Origin of the sequence: Pseudoalteromonas sp. TAE56 (assembly GCF_000497955.1) — a bacterium.
Classification (GTDB): Bacteria; Pseudomonadota; Gammaproteobacteria; order Enterobacterales; family Alteromonadaceae; genus Pseudoalteromonas.
Window position 1 is genome coordinate 1 of sequence record NZ_AUTN01000074.1, and the last position, 25,111, is coordinate 25,111.

A 25,111-nucleotide genomic window follows, 5' to 3' on the forward strand; every position below is an offset into this window, starting at 1 on the left:
CCTGCCAGCGTTAACCGCTAATTTAACGTTCTCGAATGACCCACAAACCCAAACACCACTGGATGAAATACTTTGTGCAGATACAGCCAATAACCCCGATGCACTGCCCATGCTGCAATACACATTGCAAGAGCTGTATTTACAGCGCAGTGATAATAACGAGCTACTGCACAGTGTTTACACAAAACTCGGTGGTATTGAGGGCGCCATAGGCAAAAAAGCAGAAGATATATTTATTGACCTCAGCAACGAGCAACAACAGCAACTAAAAAGCGTGTTATCACAGTTAATAACGCTTAACCATGATGGTAAAACCATTACGAGCCGCGCTGCCCGCTGGCAAACATTAACGAACACAAGCCAAAAAGAGCTTGTGCAAGCCATGGTCGATAGCCGTTTATTTGTATCGCACCTTCAAAACGAAGAAGCCTGTTTTAGCCTTGCTCACGAGGCATTATTACGTCAATGGCCGCGCGCAAAACAATGGATTAATGACCATAAAGATGCCTTAGCAATAAAAAGCCGCTTACAACACCAAGCGCAAAATTGGATAGATGAAGGTAAAAGTAGTGCCTACCTCCTAGCGCCAGGTAAACCGCTACAAGAAGCGCAGCTATTACTTAACGACAAACTGTTTAGATTAGATGATAACGAGCACGCTCTTATCAAAAGCTCTATTAAAAAAACAAAAGCAAAAATAAGAGTAAAACGAGTGACCGTTGCTTTATTGTGCTTACTTACATTCACCGCGTTATTAATGAGCTTTACTAGTTTTAAGGCCCAGCAACATGCGCAAAAAAAACAGCTTGAGGCCGAAAGCTTACTAGGGTTTATGGTGGGTGACTTTGCCGACAAACTGCGTAGCGTAAAGCGTATGGACTTACTTGATGGTATTAGTAATAAAGCACTTGAATATTTTACAAATCAAACAGACGAATCAGGTTCACTCTTCGGCTTTAGCGATAATAAAGCACAATTTAACAACCGTTTTCAGTACGCACAAACCCTCGAAGCAATGGGTGAAGTAGCTTATTCCCGAGGTAAAACCGATGAAGCCTTTACCGCCTTTGAAAACGCCAGCACCCGCCTTGAGGCATTATTAAAAATCAAGTCAAACAATTTAGAGCTACTCACGCTTGCGGGTGCAAATGCCTTTTGGCTCNCAGCTCCATTATGATAAAAGTGATTACGCTGCCACAGAGCCATTATTTAAAAAGTACCATACATACAGCGAAACCATGTATTCGTTAGCACCGAATGATTTTAACTCCATTATGGAATTGTCATATTCACATAATTCGCTGGGGTCTTTGTATTTAAAGCAATTTAACTACACTGGCGCGAAGCAACGCTTTACAGAGTCGCTTGCTTTAAAAAATGAAGCCCTTGAGCTTAAACCCAATAATAAAAACTTACTGCGTGATAAAGCGGATACAATCAGTTGGCTCGCCAGCACTGAAGAGAGATTAGGGCACTTTAATCGCGCACTGGATATGTTTAATAATGCTACTAACGAATTAAGAATCATGCTAAACAAGTACCCTAATGACGCTAGTTTATACAAGGGGCTTGCGTCAAATTACATACAACAGAGTTACTTGTTAAGTTATTTAAGTGATAAAAGTCTTGCGTATGAAAAAGCCGAACAGGCGACAACTGCGATTAATATTGCTCGCTTGCAAGACCCTGCAAATAAACAATTTCAACGTTCCTATTTTCGTTTTTTAGCTTTGCAGTTAGTGTTATCTAAAAATATTCAAACTGAAAATGAGGTGAATGAAATCCTGAATTTTTTAGCTCAAGAGAAATTTAACAATACAGAAATAATTAACACCCAAATAAGCCTAATTCAATATTTTTCACAACGGGGTTTCTACTCAAAAGCTGAAGCACTTTTAAAATCACTTGAGCAAAGCGACGATTATAGGGAGCAGGTAAATAGTCTTAATGAAGATGGTTTAGGGTCAATTTCTGCAATAGTAAATTTAGCTAATGCTAAGCTAACCCCAAATGAAGAAGAAAAAAAAATATACTGCCAAAACGCACTCAACATTTTGGGAAGTAAAAAAACTAAAAGCTTACATTACACTTTCCCACTAATCCAAGCGCATACTTGCTTAAACAAAGATGCCAAGATTACAAACTTAAAAAACAGCCTAACTAAATTAGGCATCAATAACTTTGAACTATAACAACTTAAAAGGAAAAAGCATGCTTCCAACCTTATCTCCATTTATATTTCATGTGGATATTATTATCAACGATACTGATGAAGCTATAATAACTTACTACCAGAATGACAAAGTGGTTAGCGGTGGTGGCAGCGTCGTAGATGCTAACTCAATTGGCCTTTATATTATTAAAGATCACCCTACCAATGAAGGTATCACATTCGTTGGCGTTGAGTTCTCGAAAGTAGAAGGATCTGTGGAGCCTTGCGCTAAAGAAGATTTTGCAGGTGCATTAATAAAAGGAGGTAAAGCTATTTGTGTATTTGATTCAAACCAAAATATTGGCCTCACCTGTATGCGTTTTGTAGTAGAGCGAGATGGTAAAGCGTACAAAAGCCCAGATCCACAAGTTGAGAACGATAAAAAACCTAACTAAAGCTGGAGGATAACACCAAAACAATTTGCACAGGCAAATCAAAGCCTGTGCAAAATAAAAATAAAAAAATCAAAGACTTAAAAAGGAAGATTACCGAAAGGTTTAAAAAATATAAATTAAATAAACTACTAGACATAAAGTTTCATTAACAATAAAAATGAGCAACACCATGTCTAACAATAATGAAAATAGCAGAGCAAATAACACCGAAAATGCTGTATCTGCATTAATCAGTAGCATTTCTAATACCGTTAACAATGAAAAAATAAGCGCAATTATTAATGTCACTAATGTCATGGCCGATGCTATTTTTATTGTTAATGCAGATGGGGTGTTTGAATCAGTAAATCCCGTTGCGGCTCGTTTTTTTAATGTTACGTCTGATTCATTAATAGGTAAAAAATGGCAAGATTGTTTACAAGAACAGTATCGCGATGACTATGCTTACATGTTTGAAAGTTGGAAAAACAACTATCAAACACCACTCAATCATGGCCCCAAAGAAGTTAAAATAATAAAAAACAATGGTAACTGTTTAGATATAGAGCTCTCAATTTCTTGTATACCCGCATCAACCACAAACAATATCCCTCTATTTATTTGTATTATGCATGATATTTCTAGGCATGTTAAAAAGTATAAAGTACTCGAAAACATAGCCAAAATAGATCACCTTACAGGTATCGCTAATCGCTGCACTTTAGAAAAGGCGATTATTAAAAATTGGCAAGAATGCATAGTAGACAAACAGCCTTTGAGTTTTATCTTGATCGATATTGATTTTTTTAAACTGTTTAACGATAATTTTGGTCATGTAAAGGGTGATAAATGTTTGCAAAAAGTAGCGCAAACAATTGAAGACTGCCTCCCCTCAAAAGATAGTTTAGTAGCACGCTATGGTGGTGAGGAGTTTGCTGTTGTATTACCTCGCTCACATGTCTCAAATGCAGAAATGATCGCAAAACGTATTCAAGAAAAAATACTCAACATTAGTTTTAGAGATATTGGTTTGCCAGCGAATGTAAAGATAAGTGTAAGCCAGGGTTTAGCCTGCGAATACGATAATCAATACAGAACATCTGAGGCATTAATATGCGCGGCTGATACGGCTTTATATAGAGCGAAGTCGGAAGGTCGAAATAAATTATGTATAAGGTGATGTACTCACTATTTGGTATAGCCTTTATGTACTGAAATAAAAACCGCACTTGGCGGTTTTTATTACTTGAGAAAAGTTTAAACGTCGATTAGCAGCCCTTCGTCTTTTTTAATCTTTTCGATCACCATATATGTATGATGAGTGCCCACGCCTGGAATATCGACTAAGTCGCCAAGAACTTGTCTATATTCTTCCATATTAGAAACGCGGATTTTTAATAAGTAATCATAACCGCCTGCCACCATGTCACATTCAACGACTTGTTGTATTCTTAGTATATGCTCTCTAAATACCTTAAATACTGCTGTATTTGAAGCAACAAGCGACACTTGAACGTGCGCTACTAAGCTCTGATTAAGTTTAGCTTCGCTAAGCTTAGCGTAATAGCCTTCGATATAGCCTTCTTGCTCTAATCGTTTTACACGATCAAGACACGGGCTTGCACTCAAATTAACCTGTTTTGCGAGGTTAACATTTGAAATTCTGCCGTTCTTTTGTAGAACGTCTAGTATGGCTAAATCAATACGATCTAGCATGCGTAATCTATTTGGAATTGTCATAACAGAATTTTATGCGGATAAGTTAAATTTATGCCCTGTAAATTATCGTAAAACGCGAAATTTAACCAGCATATTCTGCTGAAATTTAATTAGAATGCACTCACAATATCACTGGTAATTTATTGGTAATTAATTTTACTTTAATTCTTAACACTCCTGAGGGTTGCTTATGTTATTCAACGGCGATTTAACAACGATTTGTCCTATTAGACAAAGAATCCGTGACTTCTACCGCATAGATGAAAATGCGGTTATTGATCATATTTTACCGCTTGCAGAAGTAGGCGTAAAAGCACGAAGTCGTGCCTGGGAAAGAGCCCGCCAGATTGTTTTAAACATTCGTAAAGAGCAAGATGGGCAAGGCGGTGTTGATGCGCTTTTAAATGAATTTTCACTTTCAAGTGAAGAAGGCGTTGTATTAATGTGTTTGGCCGAAGCACTGCTTCGTGTACCAGACAAAGCAACTCAAGATGTACTGATTCGCGACAAGTTAGCGAAAGGTGATTGGAGCTCTCATTTAGGAAGTAGCGATTCTTTATTTGTAAACGCGTCTTCTTGGGGATTATTAGTTACCGGTAAAATGGTTAACTACACTGACAAAACGAAAGAACAACAGTTCGGTATGCTTAAAAAGACCATTGGTCGTTTAGGTGAGCCAGTTATTCGTAAGTCTGTAAATTTTGCTATGAAAATTATGGGTAAGCAATTCGTTATGGGTCGTACCATTGACGAAGCAATTGAACGTGCTGCCGATACAGAGCAAAAAGGTTATGTATATTCTTACGATATGCTAGGTGAAGGCGCGCGCACAATGAAAGATGCGAAGCGTTACTTTGACAGCTACATGAACGCTATACACTCGATTGGTAAAGCGGCCAATGGTCGTGGTCCAATTAAGAGCCCTGGCATTTCAGTTAAGCTTTCTGCTATTCATCCACGTTATGAGTTCACTCATAAAGACCGTGTGATGGAAGAAATTGTACCAAAGTTAAAAGAGCTTGCGCTTGCCGCTAAGAAATACGATATCGGCTTTACTGTTGATGCTGAAGAAGCTGACCGTTTAGATATTTCTCTAGATGTAATTGAAGCGGTATTTAGTGATGAAGATCTTGGTGATTGGCAAGGATTTGGCTTAGCGGTTCAAGCGTATCAAAAACGCGCTATTTTTGTAATTGAATGGCTAACAGACCTTGCAACCCGTGTTGGTCGTAAGATGATGGTACGTTTAGTTAAAGGCGCATACTGGGATACAGAAATCAAAACCACACAACAAGATGGTTTAGAGCATTTCCCTGTATTTACTCGTAAAGCAACAACCGATGTTTCTTACAAAGCATGTGCAATTAAAATGCTTGAAGCGCGCGACGTGCTTTATCCGCAATTTGCTACACATAACGCTTACACTGCCGCGACTATTTTAGAAGTAGCGAAAGGCGACAACACAGGTTTTGAATTTCAACGTTTGCACGGTATGGGTGAATCATTATTCGACCAAATCGTTAACGAAGAAAAAATTCAATGTCGTGTATATGCACCCGTTGGTCAACACGAAGACCTACTTGCTTACCTTGTTCGTCGTTTGTTAGAAAATGGTGCTAACTCATCATTTGTAAACGCCATTGTGGATACAACAAAACCTGTTGAATCATTACTACCAGACCCTGTAGAAACACTGCAAGGCTTGCGTAATAAGTACAATACGCAAATCAGAATGCCGATTGATTTATACGGTGAAGAACGTGCTAATTCTAAAGGCATGGATTTAACCGATATTAACGTTATTACCCCTTTCAAAGAGAATCTTGAAACATGGTTTAACGAGCACTTAATTGAGCAAAGCCAAGTACCAGAAGGCTCACTGGCTGTTAAAAACCCAGCAAATCACAAAGAAATCATCGGACACGTTAAATTGCAAACTGGCGAAGAGATGAAAGTATTACTGGCTAACGCTGAAGCTGCACTTGAATCATGGTCACAAACACCTGTAAAAGACCGTGCTAATTTACTGCGCCGCGTTGCTGATATTTTAGAGCGTCATCATGATGAACTAGTCGCTATCTGTATTAAAGAAGCGGGTAAAGTAGCGCAAGATGGTATTGATGAAGTACGTGAAGCGGTTGATTTTTGTCGTTACTACGCAGCGCGCGCTGAAGAGTTATCTAAAGATGAGCGTTTTGAAGCCCGTGGCGTTATTTTATGTATTAGCCCGTGGAACTTCCCGCTTGCAATATTCTTAGGTCAAGTCGCTGCTGCGATTGTTACAGGTAACACTGTAATTGCTAAGCCTGCTGAGCAAACAAGTTTAATCGCCCTTCGTGCTATTGAACTAATGCTGTCTGTTGGTTTACCTGAGCATGTTGTTCAACCGGTTATTGCTCGTGGTTCTGAAGTAGGTAAAACAATCGTTCCTGATGAGCGCATTCAAGCGGTTATGTTTACAGGTTCTACTGAAACAGGCACATTAATTTCTCAAACACTTGCTGCACGTAACGATATTCAAGTACCGTTAATTGCAGAAACAGGTGGCCAAAACTGTATGATTGTTGATTCAACGGCCCTTCCTGAGCAAGTAGTTGACGATGTGATCAGCTCTGGTTTTCAAAGTGCTGGCCAACGTTGTTCTGCCCTTCGTGTTTTATTCATTCAAGATGACGTAGCTGATGGCATTATTGAAATGCTTAAAGGCGCTCTAGCTGAGTTACACATTGGCGACCCAGCGTTACTATCAACTGATGTTGGTCCTGTAATTGATGAAAAAGCACTTAAAAACTTAAATGAACACGTTGAGTACTTAAAAGGTAATTCTATACTTCATTACGAGTGTAAAATCCCTGATAACACTCAAAATGGCGCATACTTTTTTGCCCCTCGCTTATACGAAATCGAAGACTTATCAGTACTTAAACGTGAAGTGTTTGGCCCATGTGTACATATTGTTCGCTTTAAGTCGAATGAACTTGATGATGTGATGGATCAAATAAATAACACGGGCTATGGTCTGACAATGGGTGTTCATTCACGTATTGAAGAGCGTTGTGAGTACCTTGCTAAGATGTCACGTGCAGGTAATGTTTACATTAACCGCAACATGATTGGTGCAATTGTTGGTGTGCAACCGTTTGGTGGCCGTGGTTTATCAGGTACTGGCCCTAAAGCCGGTGGCCCTAACTACCTACAACGTTTAGTAAAAGAAAAAGCATCACCAGATAACGTACAAATGACTAACCTGACGCCAGATGAGCTTGATTTACACCACTACAGCGGTGCGAATGAGCAAGTTCAAAAGCTAATGACGAACTCAATGCGCGATGAAAAAATCTGGCGCGCAACACCACTAAACGACCGTGTTTCGGCTGTACGTCAGTTGCTTGCTAAAATTGCGACGGTAGAAATTATCGACGATTTAGCAGACGATTTAGCATTAACACTATCAGAAGCACGTGCACAGCTTAATCGCCTTGAAAAGCACATGCGTAAGTTTACTACCCTGCCTGGGCCAACGGGTGAGTCTAATACACTTCATCTAGAAGCACGTGGTTGTGTAGTGTGCTATGCAGATAAGAGTACATCATTTAACTTCTGGGCATTGTCTATCATTACTGCTATTGCCGCTGGTAATACGGTAATTACAGTAGCGTCTGAGCTGTTTTATGATGAAGCCGTTGCCTTTAAAGATAAATTTATCTCTACAGGTGTTGCTGAAGGTGTTTTCCAAGTAGCTAAACCTAACCAGTTACAAGCTATTTTGGCCCACCCTCATTTGGCCGGTGCAGTAGTTGCTGCTCGCTCGTCTCGCTTGGGCTACTTTAGCCAACAGCTTGCACAGCGTAAAGGTGCTATTTTACCAGTAATTAGCTCTGAGTATTACGATACACTGATTAAACGTCTTATTACTGAAAAAACAATCAGTATTGATACAACAGCATCAGGTGGTAACACATCACTAATGACGCTTGTTGAAGATGATGAATAATTAAGCTAATGTTTTTTCATTAAAAAATAAAAAAGGCACTGAAAAGTGCCTTTTTTATTAGGTAGTAACGTATGTTTTTGTTAAATTAGTTAAAGATTAGTAACAGAAGCAGTAAATTTGAAAATAATTCCCGTTAGTCAGCTACTCCCAGGTATGTTTGTACAAAGTGTTACCAAGCAAACTGGTAGTATCAAAATTAAAAATCAAGGCTGGGTTAAAACTCAGGCAGGTATTAACAACTTGATAAAAGCAGGCATTCTAGAAATAGAAATCGACCCTGATAAAACCCTCATTGATACAGTCCCCGAAAAAGATCCAATTGCGACACCTACAACAAAAATAAAGCGCGACCCTTGGCAAAAAACACACAGTGCCGAACAAGAAATGGGAAAGGCAAAAAAGCTGTATGACGAAGCTAAAACGCTACAAATAAAAGCATTTAAAGATATAAAAGCAGGCCGCGATATAGATATTGCGCCATTTAAAGAGCTGGCAAGTGGCTTTATGGACTCTGTTTTTAGAAACCAAGATGCCCTAGCCTGCCTTACTCAAATGCGCCAAAAAGATGCCTATCTACTTGAGCACTCTATTAATGTATCGATACTAATGGGGATCTTCGCTAAGCATTTAAGTATAGAAAAAAACATTATCGTTGAGCTGACTACAGGCGCACTTTTACATGACATTGGAAAAATAAAAATTCCAGATGAAATACTCAATAAACCTGGTCGCTTTACTGATGAAGAATTTAAAATAATGAAATTGCACTCGCTTTTCAGTAAAGAAATTTTAGAAGAGTCCGGCTTAACAGGTATCGCTGTTGATATTGCAGGTATGCATCATGAAAGGCTTGATGGTAAAGGCTACCCATTTGGTAAAAAGGGTGACGAAATAAGCCAATACGTACGTATGGCGTCAATTGTAGATGTGTATGATGCACTCACTGCAGAGCGTGTTTACAAGGCAGGCATGGAGCCAATAAAAGCGTTTAAAATACTAAAAGATGGGTGCCCAGATAGCTTCGACCCTGTGCTGCTTAATAAGTTTATTCAATGTATTGGTATTCACCCAGTAGGAACGCTTGTTAGGTTATCGAGTCAAAAAGTTGGCTTAGTGACCGAGAGTAACCCAAGTACACCACTAAAGCCTATTGTTAAAACATTTTACAGCGCCAAACATAGTCGCTATACAGAGATAAAAGATATCGATTTATCTAATAAAAAAACCCTAGATACCCTTGAATCAGCGGTGAAACCTAAAGAGTATAATATTGATTTAGAACGCTTTTATAAAAACTCAATATTATCCTAAGCAATATTGAGAGCTCAACATTCTACCGAGCTCTCAATTAAATAACTAAGCGCTTACTCTGGCCAATCTTGCAAAGCTTTTAAGCTAAACTCATAACCATCAAAATCAAGTACACTTTGTTCAGGTGTAATCTCTCTTACAGTTAAAGCGCCAATCCTCTCACCCTCATGTAGCTCTCGGCCATTTAGCTTGATCCAACGCTTATCCGCACTCGATGAATATATATGTGCTTGATATTTAATACTAGGCAACATTGATTGCAAACCATCAGGCAGCAATTCTACAGGCTCAACACGTGATGACCTTTTTGATGCTTGGGTAACTTCATAATCTTGATTTTTTTCGACGTCTTGTATAGCTTGAGCAAACGCATTTTTAAGTGTTGTAGGCACCTCATCAAGTTCAGGATCGCTCATCAATTGAGATTGGTTGCTACCATTAATTGGCTTACCCAGGACTTTATATTTACTCATATCTAGTTGAGCAGATGCTGTATTTTGACTTTGCCCAAATACCGAAGCGTTCTGCATATTATTTGGATTGTAATTACTTTGTGGATTAAATACTGGCTGATTATAATTTTGAACTGGCATTACTTGCTGCACGCTCTGCTGATTATAACCTGCTGCATTCCCGCCCTGACTCGATGGCATAGGAATATATTGCCCATTAGGCGTTAATAACATTTGCTGTACACCATTAGGTGTTTGCACATGTACAAGTTGTCCTTCAATCGTTGCTGTATTTGTTGGAGCTACTTTAGCAGGCTCTAACTTAGCTATTTGCTGTTTTTCAACATCTACCTCTTTAACTTCTTCTTTAGGTGACGATTTTTCACTTTCAACCACCTTAATTACAGCGGGCTCCGATATGTTTAATAAAGTAGTACCTTGAAACCACTTACCCGTAGTAAACCCACCAGCTACCGCAATAAAAGCAGCTAAGCTTGTACCAAATACTAGCGCTAATCGTCTATAACGCTTAAGTGCTTGCTGTTGCTTTAACTGCTCTGATTGTAAGTCGTATTGCTCAGCACTCATATCTGATTGCTGTGACTGCTTTAGCGCATCTAATAAATAAGACATAACTTACCTAACTATAAAATAAATGAAAGCCCAATGCCTACGGCAAATAAAGCAGCGAATGCAAGGCTATATGGTACTAGTGACGTTGCTTTGTTAGCCTCATTAACGGGCGCTACAAAATCCATGGGTAATGACTCATGTGCTGATTTTTTTATTATATCGCTATCAACTATCAACTGCTGCTTTGCAAAAGTGCCTACCAAAGCTCGCTCACAGACCAAGTTCATTAATCGTGGCACACCACCGGTTAATTGATGAACAGCTTGCATAGCATCCATCGAAAAAATTCCTTTATCACATCCTGCAACATGTAAACGGTGCTTTATGTAAGCTACTGTTTGGCCTTGCGTAAGTGGTAATAAATGGTAACGAGCTGTTATTCTCTGGGCGAGTTGCCTTAATTCATTGCGCTTTAAAAGCTCTTGTAGCTCAGGTTGACCAACCAATACTATTTGTAATAATTTTTTATGATCGGTTTCTATATTTGTCAGCAAGCGTAATTGCTCAAGCACATTAGGGGCAAGTAACTGCGCTTCATCAATTATAAGAATGGTATGCCCACCCGATTTATTATTGGTCTCTAAATGCTTTTTTATAATATCGGTAAGACTTTTAAGCGTTGCATTATTAGCATCATAACTAATGTTGAGCTCATCACAAATACTGGCTAATAACTCTAGCTCTGAAAGTGCTGGGTTATGGATCATAGCTACTTGCGTGTTTTCAGGTAACTGCTCTAACATACTGCGGGTAATTGTAGTTTTACCTGTACCCACTTCGCCTGTTAATAATACAAAACCACCGTCTTCACCTAATCCATAGGTAAGGTGTGCTAAGGCTTCTTTATGTCGTTCACTTAAAAATAAGTAATGAGGGTTGGGCGAAATTGAAAAAGGTTTTTCATTCAGGCCAAAATAGCTTAAATACACCGTGATGTTCCTTCGTAATTAAATCACGGCCTATAATGGCAAAAAAACGCGCTAAGTGACAACGTTGTAAGCGCTTTATTATTGAAATAACGTAAATTTATGTAAAACAAAAAAATGCAGCGGGTTTAAGGCTGCACTTTCATCTATCTAATCTTACTATGTACTTTATTCTTCGTAACGAACTAACCGCAAATACACATTACTGGTTTTGGCGTGTAAGCTATTAAGCCCACTATCAAATTGATAAACCCACGCTGAGCTCATCGTGCTCACACCCGATGTATTTGACCAATAGTTTTGAAGCTTAGTACCAAAAAACACCTCTTCATTAATGCTCGGCTCGGTACAACTGTGCTCTAAAATACTCGCAAGCTCTTTAATGTTAGGCATTTGCCAATCATCGTAATCTGCGGTTGTATCATTTTTAGCACCGCGTAGTGCTTCTTGCCAAGTAAGAGAAGGTGTTGAGCCTTCACAAAGCTGGGTCTCTGTATTATAAGTTTGCCCATAACTACAGCGTTGCCACATGAGGCCTGTTTCGGTATCAGACACTGTACCATCTGTATTTATGGTAAATCTATCTGTCGGCGTTGTGGTATCTGCACCGTCGTAGCACGTTTGCGCCGCTGCAATATTAAAGCTCAAGCTTATAGTTGCTAGTGCATAGAGTAATTTTAATCTCATTATTTTCTCCTAACGGCTTCTAACTAAGCGAACATACGCGGTATTTTCTTTTGGATAAGCAAGATCGTTACCATCACTCATGTCAATAATGTACGCTTGCGATAAACTTGTACCATCGGCTGCGGTTTGTGAGGTCCAGTAACGTAAATGGCTTAATGCACTTTCACTGGGCATATTAGGAAAAAACGCCTCATCAATTAATATGCTTTGCCCTTGTTTACCGTAATCAATTAAACCTAAAAGCTCTGTATAAGTAGGTAACCGCCAGTTTGTACCACCACAAAAATCTAAGTTATTCACTTCGTTTATATAACTTTGTACACCGCAACTTGTGTTGTCCGGACACGTTGAATTGGCTGTACTGGTATCGGTAAAAGTAGTATTCCCTACATCCCAAAAGTAATGATTTTGCCCCTCACGCAAACTTGTATTTGGTAATACTCCTGAGGATTCACTTTTTACTTCCCATACAAGTCCAGTAACATTATCGCGTATACAGGTAAAGTCACTACTATCATCACCAACTTCATCAGCAAACTGATTAAGTTTAGTGTAGTCAAACGCTAAATTGCCTTTGCCAACCTTATCTAAGCGGTTTGCATAGCTATCGCGTCCAAGCTCAGCATCTTGCGCTGGAAAGTCATCGCTTTCACAGTTAATTCGTTGGGTGTTGTTATAGCACTCACCAACACCACTATCATTTATAAGCCCAAGCGCTTTTGGTGATACATCAACAAATAAAGAATCTGTATCGGTGCGTCCTTTTGAGTCGGTTACCGTTACTTCAAAGCTCAACGTAGATTCAGTATCTACATCAGAGGCAAAAAATGTCGTTGTACATTGGTCGCTATTACTTAATGTTTCGCTATTACCGGTAAGTTGTTGCCATTTACACTGATACGTATCGGTGACAGTTTCGCTATTCGTTGCATCAAGCGTTACTTCTTCAAACTCTTCGACATTTTGATCAGCGCCTGCATTTGCATCCACTAGTTCATTTGTTTTATTAAGTGTCATTGAATATTGAGTACTCGCCTCACCGCCTTCATCATCAGTGACTGTTAGCTGCCAAGATAAATTTACGTTACTTTCTAGTAATGGATGAGAAAAGCTAAGAGTTGACTCGTTAAAGCTCGCAATATCTAAATCAGGACCTGATAGCAGTTGCCACAAATAACTATCAATTTGGCCATTATCATCAGGATCGCTCGACTCAAGGGCGCTCAAAGTCACTGTATCTTTGTATACAGAAGGGAGTGTTTCAGGTAAGGTTTGGGTAACAACAGCAAGAGGAAGTTGATTATTAGAGCTCACTGAAATAGAAATATCGTCACTAACAGCGCTACTACCCGTACTTTGATAGCTCACTCTTAAGATAATTTCGCTGTCAGCTTTTACGTCAGGGGCTGTAAGTGTTTGATCTGCGCCATCAAGCGGAAAACCTTCTAAGCTTGGGCCGCTAACCTGTTGCCATGAAAACGTACCATCCGCAGGGGAACCTTGTGCTGTGATGGTAAATTCAGTTTTTTCGATAATTTGTAAATCGGTTCCAGCATTAACAGACGTTTCTACAACTGTATTATCGCTATCACCGCCACCGCCTCCACACGCACTCAGCAAACCACAAGAAATGAGGGGGATTAAAGCAAACGCTTTCATACGCAGCACCTTATTATGTCAAATAATTACTATAGTGTAATCATAAGCAATAAAGATGCCATTAAAGTACTACATATATGTATCTTGATGAATGCGTACAAACAACTTTGTACCTATTTTACTGTAATCTACTTTGTATTCACGCCCATCTAAAGCTTGAATAAACAGTAATTGTTTTTCTTCGCCGAATACATCAGCGCTACTCACATAAACCATCTCTAAATAACGTTCTTTTGCGTCACGGCGGTTTTTAGGTAACTCTTCTTTAAATGGCTCTAAGCCATGCTGAGTCACTTTAATTTTGGGATGAATTTCAGAGTTTACAATTACTAAATCGTGCTTTTTATCTTTATGTATTATGGTGTTTCGACCACTTTTTAAAAAGGCTCTGTCTTGGCTCATTTTTCTTTCCTACAGTCGCAGCTTAATTATTAATTTGCGACGCTATAAACTGACTAGGCTCGCGCTTCCATTTATTTAAGTTAGCACTAAATGTCCAGATATCTCTATCCAACACACTGGCTGGCAATAATAAATCGTAACCGGTTAACAGTCGAAGGTGCTTAGTCCTGTTAGCAAACATAGCTATAAGACCAGTATAGCTTATCCCTTTATGGGATGTGTAATGTGTATCTTCTATTAGCCATTCTGATGGGCAATTGCCATTTTTGCAATGTTTTTGAACAACTTGCATGAATAAGTTGCGCTGCTCTATTAATAATTTCCCTGCAATTCTAGGCGCTATGCTTGTTAAAAACTCGTCTATGTCGTTTACCTTAACACCAACTGCATTTAATTCTAAATAATCAAAGCCATCTTCTACTTTGGGTATACCACTGTGATGAAAGTTACTATGGGGCATACACCAAGCCCCGTACTTATGGCAATAAACAAGCTCCGACTCACTTAAAATAAGACTATGATATGGCTCTTGGGTTTTCAAAAAGCCAATAAAAATAGCAGCAAGGCACAAACTAACTAAAAACACTTCAAGTATGCTAATTTCACCTGGCCTTAGTATATTGAATAACATAATAAAAGCTAAGCCTATAGCACCTACAGCGAGCACCTCAATTGCGTTTCGCGCACCTTGTGCTCGAAACTTAATGACATTGTTAGATTTATCCATATTGGTAAAACACCATATAAAAAACAAACATAATAATGGCCCAAATTATGACCTTTCTTGTTGTTATACATAAGTTACAGGTAGTTTTAAATTTCATACATTACCGCTTTTACCTCAACAAAATAGGAACAATGAATAAATCTTATTTACTTTTACGCTTAACGCACAAATTTATGAGACACATAACCGTCTTTTCCCGGTCTTATTTCGTACAATACTTACAATTCATTTTCAGGTATGAAATCAATGTACTCAAGACAATCAGGTAAAGCACTTTTTCCATTTATTATTACGTTACTTCTAATATTTAGCGTTTATTTATATCTACCCGCTAGCCACGGCGAACAGGCCGATTCATCACAAATGTCTACTCAGGTAACTGCTCATACTGTTACTTCACAGGAAAATGCTGTGATGATAGAAGCTATCGGTAGCGCGCGTGCAAACCAAGCTATCTATATAAAAAGTGCGCAAAACGATTATGTCACAGATATATATTTTAAAGACGGCGACTTAGTCAGTAAAGGACAAAAACTAGTACAGCTACAAAGCCAACAAGAACAAATTGCAGTTAAAGAGCTTGGCATAAACTTACGTGAAGAAAAGCGCCAGTTAGATCGCCTAACCGAACTTTCACGCTCGCAATCAACGGCAAAATCGTTACTTGAGGAGCAGTTATCTCGTGTTGATGCCACTGAAGCTCAATTAGAAAGCGCTAAAACCAAATTAAACGAAATGACTATTAGTGCTCCGTTTTCAGGTTTGTTAGGTAAGCGTGAAATATCAATAGGTGCCTACGTAAGTAATACAACAATAATCACAACACTTGATGATATTAGTATTATTAAAGTTGACTTTAAAGTACCTGAAAAATATTTAGCACAATTAAACATGGGCATGAAAGTACTTACTCAAAACGATGCCTATCCAGGACAAACATTTAACGGCAAGGTAACGCATATTAGCTCGCGTATTGATTCGGTTACACGCAGTGTTGAAGTAACAGCAAGTTTTGCTAATAAATCAGGATTACTTCGCCCTGGTATGTTACTAAATACAGCACTTGAGCTAAGCAGCAACCAAGCATTAATGGTGCCAGAAAAAGCGGTTATACCTTTGCAAGACAAACACTTTGTTTTTCAAATTCAAGACGGAATAGCTAATCGAGTTGAAGTACATGTAGCTGGCAGAAATAATGGCTGGGTTGCTATAGACGAAGGCTTAACCGATGGCGAGCAAATTGTTACTGAGGGGCTAATAAAAATTCGCTCTGGAAGTAAAGTAAGCGTAAAGGGGTAATACGTGAAAATTACAGATACTAGTGTTAAACGCCCCGTTTTTGCCATTGTAATTAATTTACTGCTGCTTACTTTTGGACTGGTTGCGTTTACTATGCTGCCACTTCGTGAATATCCAGATATTGAAACACCCATTGTAAATATCAGCACTGAATACACAGGTGCTTCTGCCGAAATTATAGAAACCAAAATAACGCAAATAATAGAAAATCGAATTTCAGGTATTGAAGGCATCAAAAGTATTAACTCTTCGAGCCGTAATGGGCGCTCAAACATTACTATTGAGTTTGATATTAACCGCGACATAGACGCTGCATCTAACGATGTACGCGAACGGGTAGCACGTGCACTTGATAGTTTGCCTGATCAGGTACGCCCGCCAGAAGTGTCTAAATCAAATAGTGATGAAAGCCCAATCGCATGGTTTGTATTAAACAGCGAAACAATGGACTCGTTACAGTTATCTGATTACGCGCAGCGTTTTATTGTTGACCGTTTAGCCGTGGTAGACGGCGTATCTAACGTACGTATTGGTGGTGAGCGTCAATACGCAATGAAAATTTGGCTAAACCGCCAAGCAATGGCTGCTCGTGGTATTACTTCAAGCGATATTGAAAATACACTTCGTACAGAAAACGTTGAACTACCTGCCGGTGAAATAGAATCAATAGATCGTGACTTTACAGTACGTACTGCACGTAGCTATAAAGATCAACGCGATTTTAAAAACCTGGTAATTAAACGTGGCGATGAAGGCTATTTAGTACGTTTAGGTGAAGTTGCCGATGTACACTTAGAAGCTGCCGATGACGAAAGCTTATTCCGTGGTAACGGGCGTAATATGATTGGCTTAGGTATTGTAAAACAAGCTAAAGCAAACACACTTACCGTAGTAGATAACGCACGTAGCGAGCTTGAAAAAATCAAACGAAATCTACCTGAAGGCACCACAATCCAAGACAGCTACGATTCATCTGTATTTATTAAAGAGTCTATTAATGAGGTTTACAGCACACTAGCAATCTCTATGGGTTTAGTAGTACTCGTTATATTTTTGTTTTTAGGCAATATACGAGCAACGCTTATTCCAGCGGTCACCGTACCCGTTGCACTTGTTGGTAGCTTTATGTTTTTATTAGCAATGGGCTACTCAATTAACTTACTCACTTTACTTGCCTTAGTACTGGCCATTGGTTTAGTAGTAGATGATGCCATTGTAATGCTTGAAAATATCCACCGTCGTATTGAATTGGGTGAGCCGCCGTTACTAGCTGCATTTAGAGGCGCGCGTGAAGTAGGTTTTGCCATAATAGCAACCACTCTTGTACTTATATCTGTGTTTGTGCCATTAGTATTTATGGATGGCCGTATAGGTGCATTATTTACTGAGTTTGCTATGGCGGTAAGTGCTGCCGTATTTTTCTCAAGTGTTACAGCACTTACTCTCGCACCAGCTTTGTGCTCTAAAGTACTTAAAATATCAGACAAACCAAATAAATTTAGCCAATGGATGGACCGTCAATTTACTAAAATTGAAGTAAGTTACCGTAATTCACTCTCCACTAACATAACCCGAAAATGGGGCTTAATGGTGAGCTTATTATTAGCTGGCTTTGTTAGTTACTCGTTGTTTTTACAAGTTCCTTCTGAGCTAACACCAAAAGAAGACCGTGGCACGTTCTTTATTATGATGAGCGGCCCTGAAGGCGCAAGTTACGAAAATAACGCCGCTAATATGGCTAAAATTGAAGAGCGCCTAATGCCTTATTCGCAAGCAGGTGAACTGAGTCGCGTACTTGTTCGAGTACCCGGTTGGGGTGGCAGCGGCGGTGTTGCGATTGTGGGTATGGCCGATTGGGATAAACGCAAACGCTCAACGTGGGAAGTAATGGATGAAATAAGCGGTAAAATGCAAGAAGTTACCGATGTTCGTGCATTTGCCATTATGCGCCGTGGTATTGGCGGTGGTGGTTCATCTCGCCCAATTGAGTTTGTGCTGCAGGGTAATGACTATGCACAACTTGCCGATTGGCGTGACCGTATAATAAAGCGTGCTGAGCAAAACCCTGGTTTAGTAAGAATCGATCATGATTATAAAGAAACCTTCCCACAGTTTTTAGTCAGTATAGATAAAAACAAAGCCGCCGATTTAGGCGTGTCGGTATCTGATGTAGGCCGTACACTAGAAACAATGTTGGGTCAACGCCGTGTTACAACCTTTATTGACCGCGGTGAAGAATACGATGTGATTTTAAAAGGGACTAAAGAAGATTTCACCAACCCTACTGATATTTCAAATATATACCTTAAATCACGAAGCGGTGAACTAGTACCACTTGATAGCCTTATCAGCTTAAAAGAAGAAGCAACAGCCTCACGCTTAAACCGTTACAACCGTATGCGCGCAATTACATTAAGCGCCAACTTAGCCGACGGTTATACACTTGAGCAAGCGCTTAACTTTTTAAACGAGGTAGCCGCGCAAGAAAACGATATAGATGGCGCAGTAGATTACAAAGGTGAATCGCAGCTTTATTACGAAGGCGCATCAGCGATGACCTACGTATTTATACTTGCACTCACCGTTACCTTTTTAGTACTTGCTGCGCAGTTTGAAAGCTTTATGCACCCGTTTGTAATTATGCTTACCGTACCGCTTGGTTTAATGGGCGCTATGTTTGGGCTTTGGGCTACAGGACTTACCTTAAATATTTACAGCCAAATAGGTATTGTCATGCTCATAGGCTTAAGTGCTAAAAATGGTATTTTGATTGTAGAATTTACTAACCAATTACGCGATAAAGGCGTTGAGTTTAGTGAAGCAATACTACAAGCAGCTACCCAGCGCCTTCGCCCAATAATAATGACCTCACTAACAACCGTTATGAGCTCTGTTCCTTTGGTTTTTGCCTCAGGCCCCGGCGCCGAAAGCCGTATGGTAATTGGTGTAGTTGTGTTTACAGGGGTTATTGTATCTACCCTGCTGACTCTTTTTGTTGTACCTGCTGCGTATTATGCTCTGTCGAGAAATACTCAGTCACCTGAGTTTTTACAACAAAAGCTGAATAAACAAGCTGCTGAAAAACCTTTCGAAGAGATCTAATCTCTTTATTGCGCCGTAACCTTGTTGTTGCGGCGCATACAATTTATGCTCGCCTTTAAACTCCATATACATTTTAGGAATACTTATGAGCTCAACAACGCAAGTAGCAACATTTGGTGGCGGCTGTTTTTGGTGTATAGATGCTGCATTTAGACGTGTAAATGGCGTATTAGATGTGAGTTCTGGCTATACAGGCGGCGAAACCGACGACCCAACCTATAATTCTGTATGCTCTGGCACAACAGGGCACGCTGAGGTTGTTAAGATTGAATTTGACGCAACTGTCGTTAGCTTTGAAACACTGCTGGCAATGTTTTTCACTTTGCATGATGCAACACAGCTGAATCGACAAGGTAACGACATAGGCACACAGTATAGAAGCGTTGTTTACTATCACGATGAAGCTCAGCTAAAGCAAACCAATGAAATGATAGCTCAACTGCAAAGCCATGTGAGTGAGCCAATTGTGACAGAAGTCAGCCCTGCCACTACATACTATCCAGCAGAGCATTACCATCAAGATTACTATAACGAAAACCCACAGCAGGGTTACTGCAGTATTTTAATCGCACCTAAATTACATAAGTTTGAAACCGTATTTAAAGAGTTTTTAACTGAGTAACTAAGTTTAGTCGCATAGTAAAAAGCCCGATTTAAATCGGGCTTTTGTCTTTTTTACTCTTTAACTATTAAAAGCGATTAAAACTGGTAACTTGCGCCTGCAAAAAAGCGGCGCTCTGGTGTGTTGTAGTAATACACTTGACCCGTTGTAAAATCAGCGTTTGAGTCAACCGCGTTATACTCTTTATCAAATAAGTTTTCTACACGAAGCGAAACCTCAATGTGTTCATTTACTTGGTAATTACCCGCTAAATTCCACAGCGTGTAAGAGCCTAAACGCGTTACTGCACCTTCTCGGTCGCTACGGTATTGCATGTCTAACCTTGCATCAAAAGCACCAAACTGTTTTGCAAGTTCCCAGTTAAATGTGCGTTTAGCAACATTACGTAACTCTGCGCCCGTTTCTTCGTCTTCTGCACTTAAATAAGCAAAGTTAAGGTTGCTATCAAAACCAAAAAACTGCTGAGATAAGCTAAATTCAACCCCTTCATAACGTGCTTCATCGATATTAGCTAATGCAAAGTTTGCATCGTAATCAATTTTATCTTCAATATCGTTTCTAAATATTGCAACATCAACTTGCGCAATATCAAAGTCCACACTCAAACCTAACTCACGGTTTACTGATTTTTCAGGCTGTAAATCAGGGTTACCATAAAGTGGGAAATATAAATCGTTAAATGTAGGGGCTTTAAAGCCAGTACTTTGGCTTATACGAAATGTTGCATCTTCAGATAAATGGTAACCTGCAGCAGCTGTATACGTTGTTTCGTCGCCAAATTGCTCGTCATCATCTTGGCGAACAGTTAAATTAGCCAATACTTTATCTGCATCGTAGTAAGCACCTACAAACACAGCAAGTACATCTCGGCTGTCTTCAACAAATAGTTGCGAACTATGAGATACATCATCGTTGTACCAGTTAACACCACCACTAATGTTAAGCTCATCAGATAGTAGGTATTGGCCGTTATAATCAACCTGTGTGCGTTTAGTTATAAAAGTACTTGTTGTTGGTCCAACTGAAAAATCGACATATGTATTGTCTGAATCATCCGTTGCTAGCGCTAAATCAATACTGTGCGTTTGATTAGTGTAGTTTTTACTCCAACCTGCAGAAAGCTGGTAGTTTTTAAAATCATCTCGTTCAATCGTACTGTCGGCTGGACTAAAGCGACTGTCGTAATCTGCGAAACCTTCACTGTATTGACCTAATAACTTAAAGTCGCCGTAGTGTGCATCAGTATAATTTACTTTAAAACCAAGATTTTTATTTTCATAGCCATCTTCATCGGGTGCTACGCCTTGCAGTACATCAAAGTTATCTGTTTTTTCAAATCCTGCATTAAATGCTGTTGTTATATCGCCTGATTTTACAGAGCCTGCCACTTGATAATTTTGATAAGAATCAGAACCAAACGTAGCACTCAAAGATAAGTTATCTGATTCACGCGTTATAATGTTGATTACGCCAGCAAGTGCATCAGAGCCGTAAACAGCCGCGCGAGAGCCCTTAATAATTTCGATGCGTTCGATACTATTTAGAGGAACATTATTTAATGCTTTTTGACCAAGTGTTGCAGAACCCGTACGTACACCGTCAATCAAAATTAGCGTATCGCCAGAGCCAGTACCACGAAGTGACACACCTGTATTTTGGCCAAAACCACCATTTGGATTAACCTGAAAACCAACTCGCGTGCTTAATAAGGTTGGTAAATCGCGTACGTTGCTTGCTTCTATTTCAGCGCGTTCAATAACACTTACACTCGCTAAAACGTCATTAATTGATTGCTCAAATTTATTAGCAGTAACGATTATTTTTTCAATTGAATTATCTGCAGCAGACACAGAAAATGAAAGCGCAGCAGAAATAGCAACGCCTAGAGTTGTTTTGTTTAACATGATGTCCCCTACCTTTGCCCACCGCAAAGATTTAAGTAAGTAAGATTGCATCAAGGCCGGTCTCCGGACTCAGTAAGCACATAAAAATATGCAATACTTTACCGTTGCGGGGGCAGTGTTGGGCTTGTAGTCATCATGAAAACTCACCAACTTCCCGATTATCTTGCTGTTAGTTTCAATACCTTAAAACCAATGCATAAGCATTAAGCAAGCACCTCAAAAATATGCGGCTATTGTGAGCATTTTGTTTACAAATGTCAACGGACGTCTATACAGCTAAAACAATTTAACTATAAGTATTACTCAATATTAAAACTTGAAGAAACACCGTATTTATTTAGCAGGCTTTTGATCTGGAACTTAATAGCTGAAGAATTAAGAATAGCATCAATTTTAGACGCTGATATTTTGCTTTGCTGAGTATTAACTAAAAAGTGAGTATCGAAAACGGCATCGGGGATTTCACTTTTGTATAGCAAACTCATATCGAAAGCTTTTTGGTCTTTAAAATACTGGTACGCAATACTATTTAGTACGCCAATGTTGGCACGCTTTAGTAACAACATTTTTACCACGTTGTATTCGTCTATAGTAAGGCTAACACCGTGCTCCTCACTTAAATAATATGCATCAGTATTGTAGCCAGCAAAGTGATACGAATAGCCTAAAACCCCTACTTTTGTTAGTGCTCGTAAATCATTAAAATAAGCTTGATTTATTGCATTTTCTTTAAGCGCATATAACTCATTTTTTGTAATCATATAAAAACTACTTTGCATCACATTCGAGCGCATAGATTGCGGGATCCATTGCAATGCCATTAAGAATAGAACATCAAAATGCCCCTGTTCAACAGACTTTGATAGCCTTTTAACAGGTAAGGAATTGAGTATAAAGTTAAATTCGCTCTGTGAGTCATTCAATATTTTTATAAACTCAGGTGCAAGCCCTCGTTGTGTTTGTGCATCAATAACAATCGGGAAATAGCCATCTTCAACCAATATATTAATATCAATTGCTTTTGATAAACTAGGCTGCGTAAATAGAGCTAACAGAAATAGCAAAAATAATTGATAGGCTTTCATTTAATACCTTGTATAAAAATCACATGTAATAAATATAGTAGCTTAAATACTAAAAAGTGGATCAATCGAAGAAAGGTCTTTAGAAGGGAATATATAAAGCGGCTTTAATCAAAAGTAAAAAATCAAAGCGCGCTTTATTACAAAGCTTATAAAGCTTTATTAATCGCGGAAATTTTTAAACTGAAAAGGCTGACCTAGTTCAGCGCTGCGTACTACTTGCATAGCCTCTTGAAGATCGTCACGTTTTTTACCCGTTACACGAACTTCTTCGCCTTGAATAGCAGCTTGAACTTTAACTTTAGAGTCTTTAATGGCTTTAACTACTTTTTTAGCCATATCTTTTTCGATGCCCTGTTTTAAGCCCACATTACGAAAAACATTTTTACCTGCGCGGCTAATATCTTGAAGTTCCAAGCTTGATACATCCATACCACGCTTAGATATCTTGCTTGCTAAAATATCAAATAATTGCATAACCTGAGAGTCAGCTTCAGCTTTAAGCTTAATTGTTTTATCATTTAGCTCAATAGATGCATCAACCCCTCTAAAGTCAAAGCGGGTCTCTAGCTCACGATTTGCATTATCAACTGCGTTTTTAGCTTCGTTCATTTCTACTTCAGATACAATATCAAATGAAGGCATTGGTTTGCTCCTAACTATTTAATCTTAATTTTATGTCGCAATTATAACGCTAAAATTATAAATATTTACATTTTTCTGCATCTTGTTCAGGTGCGATACTAATTTAGTTTGATATAATCCAGTTTCTTTTTTAAGCGATTTTAGGATTTGTCGTGACAAGGCGTGTTTATCAAGCAATTTTTTTAATCAGCATAGTAGCTTTTACCTTTTTATTTGCCAAAGAAGTAAAAGGTGGCGTTGTAAATTTATTTCCTCATGTTGATAAAGTCGCCCATTTTGGGATTTTTTTTATACTAGCCANTGGCTGGTTATGGCGCTTCTATAGAAATAATGCAAGATGCACTTCCATATAGGCAAGCATCACTCGGTGATTTTTTTGCTGATTTTGCAGGTGCTGCAAGCTACTTTTTACTTAGAGTAATTTTTACACCTCGAAAAAAGAACCCATATGGCTAATATTTTAATTGTTGGCGATGGTGCTATTGGCTTGTTACTTAGCCATTTTCTAAGCGCGTCGCATAATGTCAGTGTTTTAACTCGCAAGAGCCCAACAAATACCCGCTTTTATAGTCGAGGTAAAAGCGCATCTAAAAAAATTGACGCACAATTTATTTCATTAAATCAGCTAAATAAAGCAGCTGAATTTGATGTTGTTTTATTTACCGTTAAAGCCTTTCAAGTACTTGATGCATTTTCACAAATAAAGCCGCTTTTACCAAATCATTGCTCTGTTGTACTTTCGCATAATGGAATGGGTAATGTTGATGAGGTAAATAGCCAACTAAGCACTCACCAAGCGCTCTACTTTTTAACTACAAGTATAGCGGGCTTTAAATCAAACCAATACATTGTGCAGCACACTGGTGAAGGGCAAAGCGTTATTGGTGACTGTAATGAATTAGCTTTTCAAAATAGTGCGCCAATAGCTGATATTTTTAAAGTAATACCCAACCTAAAGTTTACTAATAACATTCAGCAGCTTCGTTTTGAAAAACTACTCGTAAATATTGCTATTAACCCATTAAGCGCCTTAAATAATGTAAAAAATGGTGATTTACGCGCACCTAAGTACAACGCTATAATTTTTAATGCACTCACTGAAGCATGCAATATAGCAAAGGTACAAGGGCTTAATATCCCATTGATTAAAGCACTTAATACCGCTTATAAAATAATGGAATTAACGTCTGACAATTACTCTTCAATGCAGCAAGACGTAGCGCATAGCAGAGAAACTGAAATATCAGCTATATGTGGCTATATTAGCCAACAAGGTAAACTCCACGGTGTTCCAACACCTTACAATGATGAGTTACTTGCTAAAATTCAGGCAAAAAAAAGCGTGGTGTAAACCACGCTTA

At 38.9% G+C, this 25,111-nt stretch carries 18 protein-coding genes, 2 pseudogenes and 1 riboswitch; of the genes and pseudogenes, 10 read left to right on the forward strand and 10 right to left on the reverse strand.

Annotated features, from left to right (window positions below):
- The 3 genes and pseudogenes from L656_RS01000000122000 to L656_RS0106625 form a co-directional block, all read left to right on the forward strand.
- A pseudogene (locus L656_RS01000000122000) lies at positions 1-2,192 on the forward strand (tetratricopeptide repeat protein); the annotation flags it as partial.
- A gap of 19 nt (positions 2,193-2,211) precedes the next feature.
- A complete protein-coding gene (locus tag L656_RS0106620) occupies positions 2,212-2,607 on the forward strand; it encodes a DP-EP family protein (protein ID WP_024598589.1) in 396 nt (131 codons plus the stop codon).
- Between the two features lie 169 nt (positions 2,608-2,776).
- Entirely contained in the window at positions 2,777-3,766 is a 990-nt protein-coding gene (locus tag L656_RS0106625; protein ID WP_024598590.1) for a sensor domain-containing diguanylate cyclase, read from the forward strand.
- Between the two features lie 77 nt (positions 3,767-3,843).
- On the opposite strand, the gene L656_RS0106630 is transcribed toward L656_RS0106625, so the two are convergent.
- Complete coding sequence (locus L656_RS0106630; protein WP_024598591.1) at positions 3,844-4,326, reverse strand: winged helix-turn-helix transcriptional regulator; 483 nt, start codon at positions 4,324-4,326, stop codon at positions 3,844-3,846.
- 169 nt (positions 4,327-4,495) lie between these two features.
- On the opposite strand from L656_RS0106630, the gene putA reads away from it, so the two are divergent.
- Complete coding sequence (gene putA / locus L656_RS0106635; RefSeq protein ID WP_024598592.1) at positions 4,496-8,299, forward strand: bifunctional proline dehydrogenase/L-glutamate gamma-semialdehyde dehydrogenase PutA; 3,804 nt, start codon at positions 4,496-4,498, stop codon at positions 8,297-8,299.
- 117 nt (positions 8,300-8,416) lie between these two features.
- Positions 8,417-9,610 carry an HD-GYP domain-containing protein gene (locus tag L656_RS0106640; protein ID WP_024598593.1) on the forward strand — a complete coding sequence of 398 codons (1,194 nt, stop codon included), beginning with the start codon at positions 8,417-8,419 and terminating at the stop codon, positions 9,608-9,610.
- A 53-nt stretch (positions 9,611-9,663) separates the two neighbouring features.
- On the opposite strand, the gene L656_RS0106645 is transcribed toward L656_RS0106640, so the two are convergent.
- From L656_RS0106645 to L656_RS0106670, 6 genes are all read right to left on the reverse strand, one after another.
- Positions 9,664-10,695, reverse strand: a complete 1,032-nt coding sequence (locus tag L656_RS0106645) for a general secretion pathway protein GspB (RefSeq protein ID WP_024598594.1) — start codon at positions 10,693-10,695, stop codon at positions 9,664-9,666.
- Positions 10,696-10,706: 11 nt separating this feature from the next.
- A complete protein-coding gene (locus tag L656_RS0106650; RefSeq protein ID WP_024598595.1) occupies positions 10,707-11,624 on the reverse strand; it encodes an ExeA family protein in 918 nt (305 codons plus the stop codon).
- A gap of 165 nt (positions 11,625-11,789) precedes the next feature.
- Positions 11,790-12,308 (reverse strand): Lcl C-terminal domain-containing protein, encoded by a 519-nt coding sequence (locus tag L656_RS0106655; protein WP_024598596.1) that lies wholly within the window; start codon positions 12,306-12,308, stop codon positions 11,790-11,792.
- Between the two features lie 9 nt (positions 12,309-12,317).
- Positions 12,318-13,967: an Lcl C-terminal domain-containing protein gene (locus L656_RS0106660; protein ID WP_024598597.1), complete on the reverse strand. Its 1,650-nt coding sequence runs from the start codon at positions 13,965-13,967 to the stop codon at positions 12,318-12,320.
- A 69-nt stretch (positions 13,968-14,036) separates the two neighbouring features.
- Entirely contained in the window at positions 14,037-14,369 is a 333-nt protein-coding gene (locus L656_RS0106665; RefSeq protein WP_024598598.1) for a hypothetical protein, read from the reverse strand.
- Between the two features lie 22 nt (positions 14,370-14,391).
- Positions 14,392-15,096: a DUF2982 domain-containing protein gene (locus L656_RS0106670; RefSeq protein ID WP_024598599.1), complete on the reverse strand. Its 705-nt coding sequence runs from the start codon at positions 15,094-15,096 to the stop codon at positions 14,392-14,394.
- A gap of 246 nt (positions 15,097-15,342) precedes the next feature.
- Between L656_RS0106670 and L656_RS0106675 the strand changes: the two genes are divergently transcribed.
- From L656_RS0106675 to msrA, 3 genes are all read left to right on the forward strand, one after another.
- A complete protein-coding gene (locus L656_RS0106675; RefSeq protein WP_024598600.1) occupies positions 15,343-16,395 on the forward strand; it encodes an efflux RND transporter periplasmic adaptor subunit in 1,053 nt (350 codons plus the stop codon).
- 3 nt (positions 16,396-16,398) lie between these two features.
- The gene (locus tag L656_RS0106680; RefSeq protein WP_024598601.1) at positions 16,399-19,497 is read left to right on the forward strand and encodes an efflux RND transporter permease subunit; all 3,099 of its coding nucleotides are present in this window, start codon (positions 16,399-16,401) and stop codon (positions 19,495-19,497) included.
- A gap of 85 nt (positions 19,498-19,582) precedes the next feature.
- The gene (gene msrA, locus L656_RS0106685) at positions 19,583-20,119 is read left to right on the forward strand and encodes a peptide-methionine (S)-S-oxide reductase MsrA (RefSeq protein ID WP_024598602.1); all 537 of its coding nucleotides are present in this window, start codon (positions 19,583-19,585) and stop codon (positions 20,117-20,119) included.
- A gap of 77 nt (positions 20,120-20,196) precedes the next feature.
- Here msrA and L656_RS0106690 read toward each other — a convergent pair whose 3' ends face one another.
- From L656_RS0106690 to L656_RS0106700, 3 genes are all read right to left on the reverse strand, one after another.
- Positions 20,197-22,023 carry a TonB-dependent receptor domain-containing protein gene (locus L656_RS0106690; protein WP_024598603.1) on the reverse strand — a complete coding sequence of 609 codons (1,827 nt, stop codon included), beginning with the start codon at positions 22,021-22,023 and terminating at the stop codon, positions 20,197-20,199.
- A 37-nt stretch (positions 22,024-22,060) separates the two neighbouring features.
- A riboswitch (cobalamin riboswitch) is annotated at positions 22,061-22,224 on the reverse strand.
- A 98-nt stretch (positions 22,225-22,322) separates the two neighbouring features.
- Positions 22,323-23,108, reverse strand: a complete 786-nt coding sequence (locus L656_RS0106695) for a hypothetical protein (protein WP_024598604.1) — start codon at positions 23,106-23,108, stop codon at positions 22,323-22,325.
- 159 nt (positions 23,109-23,267) lie between these two features.
- The gene (locus tag L656_RS0106700) at positions 23,268-23,750 is read right to left on the reverse strand and encodes a YajQ family cyclic di-GMP-binding protein (RefSeq protein ID WP_024598605.1); all 483 of its coding nucleotides are present in this window, start codon (positions 23,748-23,750) and stop codon (positions 23,268-23,270) included.
- A 152-nt stretch (positions 23,751-23,902) separates the two neighbouring features.
- Here L656_RS0106700 and L656_RS01000000122005 point away from each other — a divergent pair.
- Both L656_RS01000000122005 and L656_RS0106710 read left to right on the forward strand, forming a co-directional pair.
- Positions 23,903-24,206: pseudogene (locus L656_RS01000000122005) on the forward strand (VanZ family protein).
- A complete protein-coding gene (locus L656_RS0106710; RefSeq protein WP_024598606.1) occupies positions 24,199-25,101 on the forward strand; it encodes a ketopantoate reductase family protein in 903 nt (300 codons plus the stop codon). The pseudogene L656_RS01000000122005 and the gene L656_RS0106710 overlap by 8 nt, the downstream one beginning before the upstream one ends.
- Positions 25,102-25,111 lie beyond the last annotated feature (10 nt).

Excerpts from the sequence above, each read along its gene's own strand:
- L656_RS0106660 (WP_024598597.1), bottom strand. The coding sequence starts at position 13,967 with ATGAAAGCGTTTGCTTTAATCCCCCTCATTTCTTGTGGTTTGCTGAGT.
- msrA (WP_024598602.1), top strand. The coding sequence starts at position 19,583 with ATGAGCTCAACAACGCAAGTAGCAACATTTGGTGGCGGCTGTTTTTGG.
- L656_RS0106700 (WP_024598605.1), bottom strand. The coding sequence starts at position 23,750 with ATGCCTTCATTTGATATTGTATCTGAAGTAGAAATGAACGAAGCTAAA.
- L656_RS0106690 (WP_024598603.1), bottom strand. The coding sequence starts at position 22,023 with ATGTTAAACAAAACAACTCTAGGCGTTGCTATTTCTGCTGCGCTTTCA.
- L656_RS0106675 (WP_024598600.1), top strand. The coding sequence starts at position 15,343 with ATGTACTCAAGACAATCAGGTAAAGCACTTTTTCCATTTATTATTACG.
- L656_RS0106655 (WP_024598596.1), bottom strand. The coding sequence starts at position 12,308 with ATGAGATTAAAATTACTCTATGCACTAGCAACTATAAGCTTGAGCTTT.
- L656_RS0106625 (WP_024598590.1), top strand. The coding sequence starts at position 2,777 with ATGTCTAACAATAATGAAAATAGCAGAGCAAATAACACCGAAAATGCT.
- L656_RS0106710 (WP_024598606.1), top strand. The coding sequence starts at position 24,199 with ATGGCTAATATTTTAATTGTTGGCGATGGTGCTATTGGCTTGTTACTT.
- L656_RS0106665 (WP_024598598.1), bottom strand. The coding sequence starts at position 14,369 with ATGAGCCAAGACAGAGCCTTTTTAAAAAGTGGTCGAAACACCATAATA.
- L656_RS0106695 (WP_024598604.1), bottom strand. The coding sequence starts at position 23,108 with ATGAAAGCCTATCAATTATTTTTGCTATTTCTGTTAGCTCTATTTACG.
- L656_RS0106630 (WP_024598591.1), bottom strand. The coding sequence starts at position 4,326 with ATGACAATTCCAAATAGATTACGCATGCTAGATCGTATTGATTTAGCC.
- L656_RS0106670 (WP_024598599.1), bottom strand. The coding sequence starts at position 15,096 with ATGGATAAATCTAACAATGTCATTAAGTTTCGAGCACAAGGTGCGCGA.
- putA (WP_024598592.1), top strand. The coding sequence starts at position 4,496 with ATGTTATTCAACGGCGATTTAACAACGATTTGTCCTATTAGACAAAGA.
- L656_RS0106645 (WP_024598594.1), bottom strand. The coding sequence starts at position 10,695 with ATGTCTTATTTATTAGATGCGCTAAAGCAGTCACAGCAATCAGATATG.
- L656_RS0106620 (WP_024598589.1), top strand. The coding sequence starts at position 2,212 with ATGCTTCCAACCTTATCTCCATTTATATTTCATGTGGATATTATTATC.